The sequence below is a fragment of the Synechococcus sp. RC10A2 genome, from assembly GCF_047502605.1.
Window position 1 is genome coordinate 1 of sequence record NZ_JANSHP010000019.1, and the last position, 15,073, is coordinate 15,073.

Annotated in this window: 15 protein-coding genes and 1 tRNA gene; 7 read left to right on the forward strand and 9 right to left on the reverse strand. The window is 61.6% G+C overall.

Going from position 1 to position 15,073, the window contains the following annotated elements:
* Positions 1 to 120 precede the first annotated feature (120 nt).
* The 3 genes from NW848_RS01600 to nusB all read left to right on the forward strand — a co-directional run bounded on the left by NW848_RS01600 (position 121) and on the right by nusB (position 4,135).
* Positions 121 to 978 carry a Cof-type HAD-IIB family hydrolase gene (locus NW848_RS01600; protein ID WP_414510356.1) on the forward strand — a complete coding sequence of 286 codons (858 nt, stop codon included), beginning with the start codon at positions 121 to 123 and terminating at the stop codon, positions 976 to 978.
* Positions 979 to 989: 11 nt separating this feature from the next.
* Positions 990 to 3,149 (forward strand): ATP-dependent helicase, encoded by a 2,160-nt coding sequence (locus NW848_RS01605; protein WP_041438062.1) that lies wholly within the window; start codon positions 990 to 992, stop codon positions 3,147 to 3,149.
* A gap of 119 nt (positions 3,150 to 3,268) precedes the next feature.
* Positions 3,269 to 4,135, forward strand: coding sequence for a transcription antitermination factor NusB (gene nusB, locus NW848_RS01610; RefSeq protein WP_099812516.1), 867 nt, complete (start codon positions 3,269 to 3,271; stop codon positions 4,133 to 4,135).
* A 389-nt stretch (positions 4,136 to 4,524) separates the two neighbouring features.
* On the opposite strand, the gene NW848_RS01615 is transcribed toward nusB, so the two are convergent.
* Positions 4,525 to 4,596: transfer RNA gene (locus NW848_RS01615), tRNA-Gly, on the reverse strand.
* A gap of 108 nt (positions 4,597 to 4,704) precedes the next feature.
* Here NW848_RS01615 and ssuE point away from each other — a divergent pair.
* A complete protein-coding gene (gene ssuE / locus NW848_RS01620; RefSeq protein WP_011429260.1) occupies positions 4,705 to 5,256 on the forward strand; it encodes an NADPH-dependent FMN reductase in 552 nt (183 codons plus the stop codon).
* A gap of 63 nt (positions 5,257 to 5,319) precedes the next feature.
* On the opposite strand, the gene NW848_RS01625 is transcribed toward ssuE, so the two are convergent.
* Positions 5,320 to 5,739, reverse strand: coding sequence for a hypothetical protein (locus NW848_RS01625; protein ID WP_011429261.1), 420 nt, complete (start codon positions 5,737 to 5,739; stop codon positions 5,320 to 5,322).
* A gap of 168 nt (positions 5,740 to 5,907) precedes the next feature.
* Here NW848_RS01625 and NW848_RS01630 point away from each other — a divergent pair, with 168 nt between their 5' ends.
* Complete coding sequence (locus tag NW848_RS01630) at positions 5,908 to 7,557, forward strand: hypothetical protein (protein WP_011429262.1); 1,650 nt, start codon at positions 5,908 to 5,910, stop codon at positions 7,555 to 7,557.
* Here NW848_RS01630 and NW848_RS01635 read toward each other — a convergent pair.
* From NW848_RS01635 to NW848_RS01650, 4 genes are all read right to left on the reverse strand, one after another.
* The gene (locus NW848_RS01635) at positions 7,551 to 8,744 is read right to left on the reverse strand and encodes a glycosyltransferase (RefSeq protein WP_011429263.1); all 1,194 of its coding nucleotides are present in this window, start codon (positions 8,742 to 8,744) and stop codon (positions 7,551 to 7,553) included. The two genes, NW848_RS01630 and NW848_RS01635, sit on opposite strands and share 7 nt — an antisense overlap.
* A gap of 2 nt (positions 8,745 to 8,746) precedes the next feature.
* Positions 8,747 to 9,160, reverse strand: a complete 414-nt coding sequence (locus NW848_RS01640; RefSeq protein ID WP_011429264.1) for a PH domain-containing protein — start codon at positions 9,158 to 9,160, stop codon at positions 8,747 to 8,749.
* Between the two features lie 89 nt (positions 9,161 to 9,249).
* Entirely contained in the window at positions 9,250 to 9,756 is a 507-nt protein-coding gene (locus NW848_RS01645) for a hypothetical protein (RefSeq protein ID WP_240527286.1), read from the reverse strand.
* Positions 9,757 to 9,778: 22 nt separating this feature from the next.
* On the reverse strand, positions 9,779 to 10,660 hold the full coding sequence (locus NW848_RS01650) for an ion transporter (RefSeq protein ID WP_011429266.1): 882 nt from the start codon (positions 10,658 to 10,660) through the stop codon (positions 9,779 to 9,781).
* A gap of 140 nt (positions 10,661 to 10,800) precedes the next feature.
* Here NW848_RS01650 and NW848_RS01655 point away from each other — a divergent pair, with 140 nt between their 5' ends.
* On the forward strand, positions 10,801 to 11,394 hold the full coding sequence (locus tag NW848_RS01655; RefSeq protein WP_099834680.1) for a Maf family protein: 594 nt from the start codon (positions 10,801 to 10,803) through the stop codon (positions 11,392 to 11,394).
* Here NW848_RS01655 and gatB read toward each other — a convergent pair.
* The 3 genes from gatB to NW848_RS01670 all read right to left on the reverse strand — a co-directional run bounded on the left by gatB (position 11,391) and on the right by NW848_RS01670 (position 13,401).
* Positions 11,391 to 12,863, reverse strand: coding sequence for an Asp-tRNA(Asn)/Glu-tRNA(Gln) amidotransferase subunit GatB (gene gatB, locus NW848_RS01660; protein ID WP_011429268.1), 1,473 nt, complete (start codon positions 12,861 to 12,863; stop codon positions 11,391 to 11,393). The genes NW848_RS01655 and gatB overlap by 4 nt on opposite strands.
* Positions 12,864 to 12,928: 65 nt before the next feature.
* Positions 12,929 to 13,213: an acylphosphatase gene (locus tag NW848_RS01665; RefSeq protein ID WP_099812511.1), complete on the reverse strand. Its 285-nt coding sequence runs from the start codon at positions 13,211 to 13,213 to the stop codon at positions 12,929 to 12,931.
* On the reverse strand, positions 13,210 to 13,401 hold the full coding sequence (locus NW848_RS01670; RefSeq protein ID WP_041438067.1) for a hypothetical protein: 192 nt from the start codon (positions 13,399 to 13,401) through the stop codon (positions 13,210 to 13,212). The genes NW848_RS01665 and NW848_RS01670 overlap by 4 nt, the downstream gene beginning before the upstream one ends.
* Before the next feature lie 168 nt (positions 13,402 to 13,569).
* On the opposite strand from NW848_RS01670, the gene NW848_RS01675 reads away from it, so the two are divergent.
* Positions 13,570 to 15,012 carry a gamma-aminobutyraldehyde dehydrogenase gene (locus tag NW848_RS01675; RefSeq protein ID WP_099812510.1) on the forward strand — a complete coding sequence of 481 codons (1,443 nt, stop codon included), beginning with the start codon at positions 13,570 to 13,572 and terminating at the stop codon, positions 15,010 to 15,012.
* Positions 15,013 to 15,073: the final 61 nt, after the last annotated feature.

Consider the following 15,073-nt stretch of genomic DNA (forward strand, 5'->3'; position numbering starts at 1 on the left):
ACCCCCATCATGGGTAAGCGACTAAAGTGGCTAGCGGGCTTTTCCGCCCTGCACTAAAGTGCGGGGCTACCCAGCTATCCTTTTGTGTTAGTGTCTGGGAGGTTGCCAGGAGGAGGGGCAATGCAAACCGGAGCAGAAGCTCAAGTCCAACAGCGAAAAAAGGAGGCAGGATCCTGGAGAGACATTCGGCTGTTGGTATTGGACATCGACGGCACGATTGCCGGGCCTTCCAACCAGGTTTCGGAGCCGGTGCGGCAGGCCATTCAAAAAGCCAAGGCGGCAGGCGTGCGGGTAGCCATTGCTACAGGTCGGATGCATCGCTCTGCTGAGCGGTTTCACTACGCCATTGGGGCCGATATGCCCCTCTGCAGCTATCAGGGGGCGCTCATTCGCAATCCCGACAGCCAAAAGACCTTGAAGCATTGGAGCCTGGACTGGTCGCTGGCGGAGGAGCTGCTGCAGGTGCTGCAGGATCAGCCGGTGGGGGTGCACCTCTACATCGACGATCAGCTCTATTTGCGGGAGCTCAGCCCCCTCAGCCAAGCCTATGCCGAGCGCTCCCAGGTGCCGTTCCAGATGCTCTCCCCCGCCCAACACGGGAAAAGCCCCACCAAGATCCTGGCTGTTTCGGAGGATACGGAGTTTCTGCAGCAACTCCAGGGATCCCTGCGGCAGCGGTATTCTCCTGAGCAGATCTACCTCACCCGCTCGGAGCCGATTTTTTTGGAGGCCACCCATGCGGCGGTGAACAAGGGCAATGCCGTTCGTTTTCTGGCGGAAGAGCTGCTGGGGGTGTCGGCGGATCAGGTGATGGCCATCGGCGATGGCGACAACGACATCGAGATGCTCCAGTATGCGGGGATCGGGGTAGCCATGGGGAACGCCTCGCCGGCTCTGCTGCCCCACGCTGATTGGGTTGCTCCCCCCGTCACCGAAGATGGGGTGGCGGTGGCCATTGAGACCTTTATCCTCGGCTAGTTGCGGATGCAATGGTGAGCTTGGCAGATTCTCCTTTTCCCCAAGTCACGTTGCGTCCAGAACAGCAACGGGCATTGGCGTATCGGTCGGGGCCTCTGGGGATCGCGGCAGTTCCGGGGAGCGGCAAGACGTTTATCCTGGAGCTGCTAATCGCCGATCTCATCCTGAATCGCGGCGTTCCACCGGAGCGCATTGGGGTGTTCACCTACATGCGTTCGGCGCGAAGCAATTTGATCAACCGCATCAACCAACGCCTGCAACAGGCGGGCTATCCGGATCGCTTTACCCAAGCCTTCACCTTGCACTCGCTGGCGCTGCGGGTGTTGCGGGAGGTTCCCGGCCCTTGGGAAGAGCTGTCCATCCTGGAGGAATATGAACAGGAGCGCCTGCTCAGCCGTCTCTGCCGCGCCTGGCTCGCCCACCACACCCACCTCTGGGAGCCCTTGATCCCTGCCGAGAAGCCCCACAAGGTGGTCCGAAACCGGCTGCGGTTTCGACGCAGCTTCCAGCAGATGGTGCGGGCGGTGATCAGCACGGCCAAGAATCTGCGTCTGGGGCCGGAGGCGATCCCCACAACTACTCAGGGCTATCTGGGCTGGGCGGCCCCCATCTATGCTGCCTACCAAGCGGAGCTGCGTCGCCTGGGCAAGCTGGACTACGACGACCTGGGCTGGCAGGCAGTGGAGCTAATCGAGCGCGACCCGGCCCTGCGGCAGCAGGTGCAAAATTGGTACGACTACCTATTCGAGGACGAGGCCCAGGACAGCTCCCCCCTCCAAGAAGAGCTGCTGCGGCTGCTCAGCCAGCGCACCGGCAACCTGGTACGGGTCGGGGATCCCAACCAAAGCATCATGGGCACCTTCACCACCGCCGAGCCGCGGCTGTTTCGCGCCTTTTGTCAGGCCAATCCCCAGGTGACGTTGAAAGAGTCCAGCCGCAGCGCCCCCCAGATCCTGGAGTTGGCCAACCGCCTGGTGGACTGGGTGAACCAGAAGCACCCCATCCCAGCCCTGCGCACCGCCCTGGCTCCCCAGCACATTTGCCCGGCCAGCGCTGGCGGCCTAAATCCCCCGGCCAGCGAAGGGGAGGTGGTGTTTCGCCGGGTAGTCGGATCCCCGGAGCAGGAGCTGCAGGAGGTGACGCGGTGGGCCCTGGCAGCCGCCCAGGCTTTTCCCGACCAGACGGTGGCCATTCTGGTCACCACCAACGAGCTGGGGGGCAAGGCCCTCGACTACCTGCGGGAACTGGGGGCAGAGCAGGTGATCGATCTGTTGCGGGGCAACCCCAGCCAGCGGCGGGTGTTGCTGCAACTCAAGGGAATCATCGACTGGTTGGCCCAGCCCATTTCCTCTGCCCGCTTGGCCGCTGCTGTGGATCACCTGGCCGACTGGGCCGGGATCCCGCGCCTGGAGCTGGGGCCGATGCTGGACTGGATCCGCGCCTCGCTGCCGGAGCGGCTGCTATTTCCCCAGTTTGGGGAAGCCCCCACTTTGCCGGATAGCCCCTCTTGGCAAAACTTGGGCAGGCTGCTGCGCATCCTTGCCGGTTGGCTGCGGGCCGGGCGCTCCCCTTGGCCGGAGGTGCTCAATGTGATTGTCCAAAGCCTCTACCGCAAGCCGGAAGAGCTGTTTGTGGGTTGCTACGTCATCGACCAGTTGGAGCAGGTGCTGGGATCCCTGCCCGAGGTCGATTGGCAGGAGATTGCCCAAGAATTGCGGGTGATTCTGGATCGCCGCCTCAACAACCTGCCCTCGGAGATCTTTGCCTTCAACCCGGAGCCGGGCAGCATCACCGTTACGACTCTGCACCGCGCCAAGGGCTTGGAATGGGATCAGGTGTTCATCCCCCAGGTGTCGGCCTACGAGTTTCCCACCTACTCTGAAGAGCGACCGGTGGGGCTGAGGTTTTTGGAGGATGTCGATATGAGAGCAGAAGCCCTGGCCCAGTTGCGGCAGCTCAGCCGCAGAAGTTGTTGGGAGCAGCAGGCCGACTCGGCCACCGAGCAAGCCTTTTTGGATCTGGCCGCAGAGCGGCTGCGGCTGCTGTACGTGGGCATCACCCGCAGCAAACGGCGGCTTACCCTCTCCGTCTCCAGCCAATCTCGCTTTGGCGAAGAGCAGAGTGCATCGTTGGTGTTTCGCGTGTTGAGCCGCCCTTGCGAGGCAAGTTGACAGCGAGGCGCCCGGGCCTCTGGTTCTTCATTGCCCCGCGGCAGGCTGCTAGCATGGCTAAGCCCGATAGCGCCGCCTTGCGCGATGGGGCAGTCGTTTAAAAACATGGGTATTCTGCAATGCAACCTCGGCGTGTTGCCCGCGAACTGGCCCTGCTGGGGGTCAACCAACTGCCGGCCACAGCGGCCAAACTGAGCGAAAAACAACTGGAGGACTTGCTGCTGGCAGCCATCCGCGCTCTGCAGGAAGAGACCCATGAAACTCTCTCCACAGCGGCGGCGGAGATCCAGCGCAGCGATCGCCTGTTGCACGAGAGCGATCCCCTGTTATTGGCCGCTTCTGATGCCAAGGAAGAGGGCGGAGCTCGCTCTCTTACTGTCCGCCTTCAGCAGGCCCAACGACATCTGCAACGCTTGGAAACGGCTCTGAAGGAGGCCAACGCCGGCGACACCGTGCAGGGAGAATTGCTGGAGCTGGCCCACCAAGCCCAAGTGGCCCTCAGCAACGCCGGCCAAGCCCTGGAACACCTGGAACAGCGGCTGTACAGCGTCCGCCGCATCCTGGATGAGGTCGTTCAGTTGTCCCAAAAGGCGGTCAACCGGCTGGGAGTTGCCCTCTCCATGCCGGAGCTGTTGCACATTGCCCAAGCTCAAGAGGTACGCGCCTACGCTCTCCAACTGTTGACCGCCCTGCGCACCCATAAGGAGGCTATCGACGCCCGTTTGCAAGGGGTTTTGGTAGGCTGGCAACTGAAGCGGGTGGGGCGGATCGAGCGCGATATCCTGCGCCTGGCGGTAGTGGAAATGGAGATCCTGCGCAGCAGCCCCGACAAGGTCGCCATCAACGAAGCTGTAGAATTGGCCAAAAAATACGGGGATCCGGAGGCCGCCGCTTTTGTCAACGGGGTGCTACGGCGGGTGGTGGACAGCCGCATGGAAGCCCCTTTCGGTCGGAATCCTTCGCCAGCCGGGGATCTCAGAAGCTAGGCTCCTCACTGCCTTAGGGTGAAGGCCCTGCGTGGGGCAGATTGTTTGACCCTCCTACCGCCCAGGGGATTTTTACGCAGTCCGCAAGCGGACTCACAGAGGCGTTGTCAAGACACCTCTAGACAGTTCCTGGAGGCAAGGCCCCAAGGTTCTGCTGACTTTTCTGATCGCGTCAGCGGGACGGAGTTGTTGCAGGTTGGCTGAGACGGCAGTCTCTTCCGGACGCTTGCCACCGGTCGGGTTTTTCACCGTCTTAGGGGCTCGCCTGGGAATGGCACGCCTCGGTGATAACTATGCCATTGATGAGCAGCTAAAGTTGCTCACGGGCCTTTCCGCCCCGCACTCAAGTACGGGGCCAGCCAGCTATCCCTCTGTGTTTTCGATGGGGAAGCGGGCGATGAGATTCGAACTCACGACATCCAGCTTGGGAAGCTAGCGTTCTACCACTGAACTACGCCCGCAGGGATCCAGGCTCGACAACCTGGAGACTTTCCTAACGCATAGTTTAGCATTTCTTGGACGGGATCCCTGGTACAACAGAAGCAGCGTTCTACTTCTTTTGTTGATCCATGCCGGCCATCCTCCTGCTCTCCGGTAGTCCTGGCCCTCTTTCTCGGGAAGCCGCTGGCCCGCCACCGCGGTCGGAAGCGATTTTGCACCACGCTGCCGGGATCCTGTCCGGTCTGGGATTGACGACGGAGTTTGTCTCGGTGCGGGATTTGCCGCCAGAGGATCTGGTGCGGGTTAACTTTGAGAGCCCTCACCTCCAGCAGATTCAGGAAAAGGTGGCCCAGGCTGCCGGGATCGTCATCTCTGCTCCTGTCTATAAAGCTTCTTATCCAGGCGTGTTGAAGGCGCTGCTGGATTTGCTAGACCAGGATGCTTTTACCGGCAAGGTGATTCTCCCCATTGCCACCGGGGGAACCCTGGCCCACCTGCTGGCCATCGACTTTGCCATGAAGCCGGTGCTGGCCGTGATGGGCGCAACCCATATCTTGAAAGGGATCTACATCCTCAGCTCGCAGATCCAGTTTGAGGCCGACGGCACCCTGCGGCTGGAGGCCGACATTGAAGAACGTCTGCAAGCAGGGATCCGGGCGCTTGCCCAGGCGGTGAAATAACGATTTTTCGTTCATGCGGAAGCGCCCAGCCAACAACTGAAAGGCAACTCTCCGGTGCAGCCTTCAGGGATCCCTCAACAGCACCGTCGCAGTCACAGCGGCACTTTGTCCCAACCGGTCGAAAACCCGTAAACTGAGCAGGTAAGAGCCGGGCACCAAGTTCAAAGGGGGGCGGATGCGGAAGCGAGTAGTGCAGGACACGTTGCCGGAGACACAGTTGACCTGGGCTGCTGACAGCGTCTGCACCTCGATCCCCGACCATGACACCTGAAACGCCAGCTCCGCTGGGAGCCGCCCCGGCACCGACACCGAGACCCCAACCTCCAAAAAGCCGCCCCGGCTAACGGCGGCAGGAATGTCGCTGCTGGTGATTAGCGGCGGCAGAGGGGGGCTGGCAGTGAGCGCGGCGGCACCACAACCGACCAGAGCCACGCCCAGCAGGGCCAGCGTCAACCCCCAAGGTTTGGATCCCAGCTTGATCACAGGGCTCCCGCTTCAGAACTCCATCCCCCAAGTATAGAGGATGGAGGCAACATCTCTAGCGTTAGTTTTGGGAGAACTCAAAAATTCACGCTATAGGTGGTGTCAAGCTGGATATTTGCCCGGAGCATCTGCTAGAGTAAAGCCCATAATCTGTCGAGCAGCCGGGCTATGGAAGTGGAAGAGGAGCTGAAAGCTTTGCGGGCGCGCGTGCGCAACTTGGAGCGATCCCTAGCAGAGTCAGAGGCACTGTCATTGCAGCAGATTGAATGTACCCATCGCCTGGAACAGCAACTGCTGGAAGCGCAGGCCCAACTGCAGGAGCGGGAGCAAGCTTTGCAGGCTTGTCAAGAGGAGAAGGCGCGGCTGGAACAACGTCCTACCCTGGAAGCTTTTCAGCTCCAACAGCAGCACATTGAAGAGTTACAAAATCTTCTCTGGGAAATGGAGCGCCGACCCACGCTGGAGCACTACCAGATCCTGCAGCAACAGTTGCAGACCAGCCAAGCAGAAATCGAAACCCTGAAGGCAGAACTGCAGCGGCGCGTCGATCCGGCCCGGTTCTATCAACTGCAGCAGGAGCTCTGGGAGCTGAAACAGCAGGCCAACCAGTTGGGGGAATACGCCGTCAAGTTGCCGCAGGTACAGCTTTTACAAGCCCAATCGCAGCTCCGCATTCAAGCGCTGGAGGAAGAGAAGGCGCAGTTGCAGGCGCAAATCCAGGAGCTGGCCGCTCGGCCCTCTGCGCAGGAAATGGAAGCCCTACGGGCGGAGCTGGAGGCGGCCCACCGCCAGGCCGAGGCTGAGGGGCAGCGTCTCAAAGCCGAGCTGGAAAGCGAAAAGGCACGCCTGCAAGCCGACCTGAATGCAGCGCAGCAACGTCTTCGCGAATTGGAAGAACGCCCTTCGCAGGAGCAATGGGCAAGCTTGCAAGCGGAGCTGAACCAGTTGCGCCAACAAGCCTCTTTTGCCAAGGCCGAGCGAACCACCTTGCTGGCGGAGCTGCAGCAGAGCCAGCAGCGCCAGGCAGAACAGGCCCAGCAAATTGCCAAACTGGAGGCGGAGCTGCAGGCTCTGCGCCAAGAGCGAAAAGCCCAAGTGGATCCCAGCGGCGAGGCGGAGTCTCTGCAGACGCAGCGGCTCCTTGCTCTAGAAGAGCAAGTGCAGGCTCTCACCCGGGAGCTCGACGCCTTGCGGGCCGAACGGGATCAGCTTCTCCAAGAGCTGGCTCAGCGGCCCACCCTTGTCCAGTGGCAGGAAGTGCAGCAGCAGCTTCGGGAGCTGGCCCAGCGACCAACTCGGGAAAGCCTGGAAGAAGCCCGGCGGGCACAGGAGCTGGCGGAGGCCCATCATCTGGTTAGCCAGAAACAGATCGAGAAGCTGCAGCAGCAGGTGGCGACTTTGAAAACCGAGTGTGTGCAGGCCCACGCCTATGCCCAAACTCAGGAAAAAGAGGTGGCCCTGTTGTTGCAACGCAATCAGGAGCTGGAGGAGCAGCTAGCCGCTCTGCGGCAGTCGTCTGCGGCTCCTCCCCAAGCAGGTGTCGAGCTCAGGTCTGGCCGCCCGGCTCAGGAACGGGTTCAGGCGGCAGCTGAAGGGCCTGCTCCCTCCCCAGCGGTGGCTGCCGCCCCACCCACCAGCCGACCCACAACTGGGAGAACGCCCGCTGGTGGGATCCCACCCCTTGCCCTTGAGGAGCGGCAGGATCGGGCGGAGAAGCTGCTGAGACGCTCCGCCTTGGCGGCTGCACGGGCTGGGGGAGAAGGGGGCAGCCGCAGCCGCATCGAGTTGCCGGCTTTTGTACAGCGGCGGCCCTACTGAGGCTGCCATTCTTGCGGATCCAAGCGCTCTCCCGCCTGGAAACGGGGCCAGGCCCAGCGCAGCAGGGATCCCAACTGGGCGTGGAACCGCTCCGGCGCAAATTGCAAGGCATGGGTCCGAATCCGCTGCGGATCCCATTCCTGGCGCTCCGCCTGGCGCAGCCCTTCGACGAGGGCTTCCACCCTGGCTTCGGGGATGAGGATCCCCGTCTGGCCGTGGATGACGGTCTCGCGGGTGCCTCCCCGGTTCAGGGCGACCACAGGACGACCACAGGCTTGCGCCTCCACCGCCACCAGGCCAAAATCCTCTTCCCAGGGAAACAGCAGCAGCCGGCAATTGGCCAGCAGCTCCTGCAGGCGGTCTTGGGGCTGGTGGGGCAAAAACTCCACTTGCGGCCCTGCCAGTTGCTTCAGTCGCGGCAGCTCCGGCCCTTCCCCCACCACTACCAGGCGGCGGCCCAGCTGCTTACAGGCAGCGATCGCCAAATCCACCCGCTTGTAGGGCACCAGCCGGCCCACCACCAGGTCGTAGTCGGCTTGGGGATGGGTTACCGGCTCAAACCCCTGCAGCGGCACCGGCGGATAGATAACCACAGCCTCGCGGCGGTAGAGCTTGGCCAGGCGCCGGCGGATGTGCTGCGAGTTGGCAATCAATAGGTCTGGCCGCTGGGCTGCCACAAAGTCCCACTGGCGCAGGCGGTGCAACAGCCAGCGGCTGAGGGCGGCAAGCGGGCGGATCCCCGTCAACCCCTCCCGCTCCAGATAGAGCTCCTGGTTTTCCCAGAGGTAACGGGGCGGGCTGTGGATGTAGCTAAGGTGCAGAGTGGAAGGCCCTGTCAGGATCCCTTTGGCAAAGGCATGGCTGCTGGAGATGACGCAGTCATAGGCGGAGAAGTCAAAGCTCTCGTAGGCCAAGGGCATCCAGGGCAGCAGGTACTTAAGGCGGCTGTGATAGTTGCGCCGCAGCACCCCCAGCCAGCGGGCCCAGCCCTGCAAAAACGAGGTGTAAACCGACCGCTGCTGCCAGCTCGGCGGCAAGGTGTGGGACGAGAAGAGGCTGACGTAGAGAGGTGCCTGTGGGGCAAAGGCAAGGAGCTCCTGCAAAACCTTTTCCGATCCCCCTGGCCAGATCAAATACTCGTGCACCAGCGCCAGGCGCTGCGCCCAGGAGGGATCCCAAGCAGGCATGGCTAGGCTTGGGTCGAGGGGGACCTTTTGCCGATGGGCCCGCTTACTTGCCTGGCTTTCTCGTCCAGCCGTTCGCTGATGTAGGCGTAGATCTCGCGGAAGCGGGGCACTGCCCGCATCTCTAGGCGGCTGCCGTCTTTGAGGGTGAGCACCATATCGCCCCAGGTGCCTAGGCCCCGTGGCACCGTCACCACCTTGGCAATCTCTTTGTAAATGACATCAGAGCGCTCCTTGCCGCCCCAGCCGCCGATCACAGTGATGCGACGGTTGGTTATCCGGTAGTGAACCCAAAGCTTGCGCACCAGGGCGCCCACAAACAGAGGCAAGCCAACGAGGGTGAGGCCGAGGAAGGAGTTCAACACCAGATCGCCCGTGTGAGGGCCGCCCTCAAAAAAAACTTCTTCTTTGATCGCCATGCTCAGCCCACCTAATGTCGAATGTCAGCATCAACAATGCTAAAAACAATCTTAAGCTAAACGGTTTCTCACCCCAACTGTCTGCCGAGTTAGCGGTGGATGCGGGATCGAGTCAGTTTTTGGAGGGCTTGCCCCGAGCGGTAGGTAGCCAAGATCAGGTGAACAAACAACACCATCACCACCAGCGCCACCGCCACCGCCCCGACATTGCCCAGCCAGCCCCACCCTTCCAGACCTGTCAGAGCCACCAAAGCCCAAGAGGCAGGGTGCAGCATTCCCCCCAAAAGAAGAATCTGGGAGAACAGGTGCCCGGCTGTGAAGCGGGATCCCAACGCCACCAGCGCCAGGCCGCCGCCGATGTTGATCAGCCCCATATTGCCCAAAAAGGCGTAGCAGATGTGCCAGGCGTACTTTTGTTTGGGCACCTCTTGCCAGGAAAGGGGTTCCCTAGGGATCCCTGGCAAATCTTGCGGAGCGGGCAGCAGCGGCTGAACCTGACTGAGGATGAGGCCCAGGACGATGGCTGCCAGCAGCATCACCACTCCCGCCTTTACATTGAGCTTGCCAGGGATTGCCAATTCAGGATGTGCCAACATTGCAGGTTCTCTCGATCCCGTCCTAGCCTATCCTGTCTTTGCCCCCAACCGGCAGATTGGCCAGCGGACTGCTGGCTGGAGAGGCTTGGCTATCCGGATAGAGCGGCGTGCCGCAGCGCTTACAAAACTGGGCATCCTCATCGTGCTGGGAGAGGCCGCATCCCGGGCAGGCCCACTGCAGCGAGGTGCCGCTTTTCACCAGTTGCTTGATCAGCTCCCCTACTTGCCAAGGGATCAGGGCCACGCCCGTCAGGATCATCAGCACCGTCAACAGCCGGCCCAGCTCAGAGGTGGGGGTGAGATCCCCAAACCCTACCGTGGTCATGGTAACAACCGAAAAGTAGAAAGCATCCAAAAAGGTGGCAAAAGCGCCGGGATTGGCCGGATGTTCCACCTGGTAGATGAGGCCAGAGTAGACGAAGACAATCGCAAAGAGAGTAAAAAGGATGCGCAACAAGATGCGGGTGTCGGCGGAGATGACCTGACCAAAGAGGGTCTTGCCCTCCACCAGGCGCAGCAGCCGCAAGATACGAAACCAGCGCAAGAGGCGGATAAAGCGAATATCCGTCAGCCCGGCAAAAAAAGGCAAAATCGCCAGCAAGTCAATGAGCGAATAGAGGCTGAAGACGTAGCGCAGCTTCTGCAGGGCCGCTGCCCAGCGCAGTAGATATTCCACCACGAATAGGCCGAGGATGAGGCGATCCAGCCGCTCCAGCCCAAGGCGGAGTTGGGGGGGAATGGGGTAGGTCTCCACTACAAAAAAGGCAGACGAACAGAAAACCAGCACCGCCACCAGCCAATTGACCCAGCGGCTTTCGGGTGTGTCCTGATCCCCCCAGTAGCGCTGGAGGAGGCCAGCAGGGGCAAGCTCAGTTTGGGTGGCCTGGGAGGGTAGGGTGGTCACAGACGGGATCCCGTTGGGAAGAGATCGAGAGGGTTTCCCTTGAGCGCCTATCGGGCGTACCTTGACTAGGTTAATGGAAACTAGTAGTAGAGCAAACTTCAGTCCTGCAAACGTCTAGGCTTGAGTTGAGCATTGAATCGATGTTGCCTCCCATTGTCCTGGCTTCGCAATCTCCTGCCCGCCGCCAATTGTTAGAAGCTGCCCGGATCCCTTTTCGCGTTCAACCCAGCTACTTTGACGAAAGCCAAATCCAGAGCCCGGATCCGGTGGAGCTGGTGCAGAAGCTGGCTGCGGCCAAAGCCGAAGCGGTGGCGGCTCAGCAACGGGAGCCCGTCTTGGTGATCGGGGCTGACTCCGTGCTCTACCTAGGGGGGGAGATCCTGGGCAAGCCGGCCAATGCTCTAGAGGCGGAACGGCGCCTGCGGCAAATGCGGGGCGAAGTGGGAGAGCTCTACACGGGCCATGCCTTGATTGACACGAGGCAGAACCGCCGCCTCGTCCACTATGCGGTAACACGGGTGTTTTTTGCCAAGCCCAGCGACGAGGAGATCCGCGCCTACGTGGCCACCGGCGAGCCGCTCAATTGTGCTGGCTGCTTTGCCATTGACGGCCGCGGCAGCTTGTTTGTGGAGCGGATCGAGGGGTGCCCTGGCAACGTCATTGGGCTGAGTTTGCCGTTGCTGCGGCGCATGATCCAGGAATTGGGCTATTCCCTCACCGAAGCCTGGAATTAGCCGTCTAGATGCCGCTTGAGCAGCTCGTTGGCCAGCTTGGGATCCGCCCGTCCTTGGGTTTTTTTCATCAGTTGCCCGACAAAGTAGCCGAAGAGCTTGGTTTTGCCCTCCCGGTACTGCTGCAGTTGCTCGGGGTTCTCGGCCAGCACCTCGGCGATCATTGGCTCCAAGAGGCTGCTATCGGAGATCTGGGTCAGGCCCTTGGCCTCCACCAGGGCGCGGGCCGAGCCGCCTTTTTCCAGCAGCTCCGGCAGGATCTCCTTGGCAATTTTGCTGGAAATAGTGCCTTGCTCGATGAGGCCGATTAGCTCAGCCAGGGTTTCCGGCTTCAAGGCGATGTCCGGGTAGTCCAGCTTGTGGGTGTTGAGGTAGCTGGCGATGTCGCTCATCATCCAGTTGGCGGCTGCCTTCGGGTCGGCGCCGGCAGCAACCACGGCCTCAAAGTACTCGGCGGTGTTGCGTTCGTCGCTGAGGTAGCGGGAGTCATACACCGAGAGGCCGTACACCTGTTGGTAGCGCCGCCGCTTCACACTGGGCAATTCCGGCAGCTCCGCCTGCCAGCGGGCTTTTTGCGCTTCCGTCACACGAATGGGCGGCAGATCCGGCTCCGGAAAATAGCGGTAGTCGCTGGATCCCTCTTTCTTGCGCATGCTGATGGTGCGCTGGCTGTTTTCTTCCCAGAGGCGGGTCTCCTGTACGATGGGCTCGCCTGCTTCCACGGCCTTAACTTGGCGGTTGAACTCGTACTCGATGGCCCGCTGGATGGCGTTGAAGGAGTTCATGTTCTTGATTTCCACCTTCGTGCCAAAGGTCGGGGAGCCCAGCGGGCGCACCGAGATGTTGACGTCGCAGCGCAGGGATCCCTCCTGTAGGTTGCCATCGCACAGCCCGGCGTAGCGGAGGATGCGGCGCAGCTCCTGTACATACTCGGCTGCTTCTTCCCCAGTGCGGATATCCGGCTCGCTGACGATCTCGATGAGGGGAACTCCTGCCCGGTTGAAATCCACCAGGGAATAGCTGGATCCCGACAGCCGATCGCTGCCGGCATGCACCAATTTGCCCGCGTCTTCTTCTATGTGCAAACGGGTGATGCCGATGCGCTTGCTGCGGCCGTCGCTGAGCTGGATCTCGACCCAGCCGTGGGTGGCAATGGGCAGGTCGTACTGGGAGATTTGGTAGTTTTTGGGCAGGTCGGGGTAGAAGTACTGCTTGCGGTCGAACTTGCTGTAGGGGGCGATGGTGCAATTGAGGGCCAGGCCAGCCTTGACCGCGTATTCCAGCACCTTCTCGTTCAGCACGGGCAGGGTGCCGGGCAGGCCCATGCAGACAGGGTCAATTTGGGTGTTGGGGGGAGCGCCAAAGGCCGTCGCGCTGCTGGAGAAGATCTTGGAGCGGGTGCTGAGCTGGCAGTGCACCTCCAGCCCAATCACAGCTTCGTATTCCACTTTGGCAGGGGCAGCAACCGTCATGGCCAAACGAGAAAGAGTAGGTTTTCCCATTCTAGTGGGATATCGCTAGCTGCTGAGCTGCTGCCTCAAACGGTGGGGCGGATCTCGAAGGTGGAGAGGCCTTCGGGTGGCTCGAAGCGGTGTTCGACGGCCTCCACCCGCGAGCCGGGGCTGCCCTGCTGGCACCAGCGCAACATCGCCTCCACCGCCGCCGGGGATCCTTCAAAAACCGCCTCCACCCGGCCATCCCGCAGATTGCGCACCCAGCCGTGGACGCCGGCGTTGCGGGCCATGGCTTCGGTGTAGGCCCGAAACCCCACTCCCTGAACCCGCCCGCGCACCCAAACGTGAACGCGAACCCTGTCGCTCATGCTGAGGGGGATCCCTCCGAGGTGTTGCCAAGTTCTGAAGCCGAGGGCGACTCGGCTGGCTGGGCCGTAGCTTTCTCCGCCTGCTGCTCTAGGCGCTGCCAGAGAAAGTTGACAAGGGCAACCAGTCCCACGATCCCCAGCGAGATCCCGCCGGCGTACCCAATGGCTTGCCACAGCACAGGAGACATAGGCCAACCTCGCTGGTGCAGAAAGCTCCCTTCTGACCTTACCAGACGGAAACCCCAGAGAGAGGGGATCCCTGGCGGCTTGGCCCTCTCCTCGACAACGCCCTCCAAGCTGGACAAGATTCGGCACAATGGGGAGAAGTGTTGCTAGCGAGCAGTTGAGAAGAGGCCATGGCCCACAAACTCTGGATCGACGGCCAATGGGTTGACAGCCAAGGGGGAAACCTGATGGTCATCGAGAACCCGGCTACGGGCGAGCAATTGGCGGAGGTGGTGGACGCCAGCCCTGCCGATGTGGATCGGGCGGTGCAGGCGGCCCACACGGCTTTCTACGATGGCCGTTGGTCGAAGCTCACCCCCGGCGAGCGATCCCTGGCCCTCTGGAAGTTGGCGGATCTCATCGAAGCTCGCGCTGCCGAGCTGGCCCGTCTGGAGTCGGAAAACACCGGCAAGCCCTACGAGCTGGTCAGCTTGGGAGGGGATCTGGCCTTTGCGGTGGATAACCTGCGTTTCTTTGCCGCTGCCGCCCGCGACATCCATGGTTTGAGCGCCGGAGAATACGCCAGAGGTTACACCTCGCTATTTCGCAAGGAGCCAGTGGGGGTGTGCGCGCAAATTACCCCTTGGAACTACCCGCTGCTGATGGCCGTCTGGAAGATCGGCCCCGCCCTGGCTGCCGGCTGCACAGTAGTGCTCAAGCCCGCTCCCACCACCCCTCTGACTACCCTGATGCTGGCGGAGCTGACTGCTGAGGCCGGGATCCCGCCGGGGGTGGTCAACATCGTTACCGGAGGCGATGCTACCGGCCAAGCCCTGGTGGAGCACCCGCAGGTACGCATGGTCAGCCTCACCGGCTCTACTGCCACTGGCAAGCAGGTGATGCGGACGGCGGCAGACACTCTCAAGCGGGTGCATCTGGAGCTGGGAGGCAAAGCCCCGTTTTTGGTTTTCGAGGATGCCGACGTGGAGACTGTGGCCGCCAAGGCTGCTTTTGCCGCCACCTTCAACAGCGGCCAGGACTGCACGGCAGCCACCCGCCTCTATGTGCACGAGAGCAAGCTGGCGCAGATGCAAGAGGCCATCGTCGAGGCGATGCGCAAAGTAAGGCTGGGATCCCCTTTTGAGGCGGGGGTGGAGATGGGGCCCTTGGTCTCGGCAGCCCAGCGGGAGCGGGTGAGGGGATTTGTGGAGCGGGCCAAAGCCGAGGGAGCCAAGGTGCTGACCGGCGGGCGGATCCCTCCTCAGTTTGACCGGGGCTACTACTACGAACCCACAGTGATTACCCATGTCGATCAAAAAGCGGAGATCGTCCAGAGTGAGGTTTTTGGGCCGGTCCTCACGCTCGGCTCGTTCCGCGAAGAAGCGGAAGCGCTACGCCTGGGCAATGACGTCCTATACGGGCTGGCGGCTTCTGTGTGGACTCAAGACCTCGGACGAGCCATGAAACTGGCCGCCGATCTGGAGTTCGGAACCGTCTGGATCAACGATCATCTCCCCATCGCCTCCGAGGCTCCCCACGGCGGCTTCAAGCAATCGGGATTTGGCAAAGATCTCTCGGCAGAGGCCGTGCGAGAGTATCAAATTGCCAAGCATGTGATGATTGCTACTTGTTGAGGGGTGGCTCTGGCAACCTCGTTCGAGGAAGAGGCTAGCGGTAGCCAGTTGGCAAGGCTCC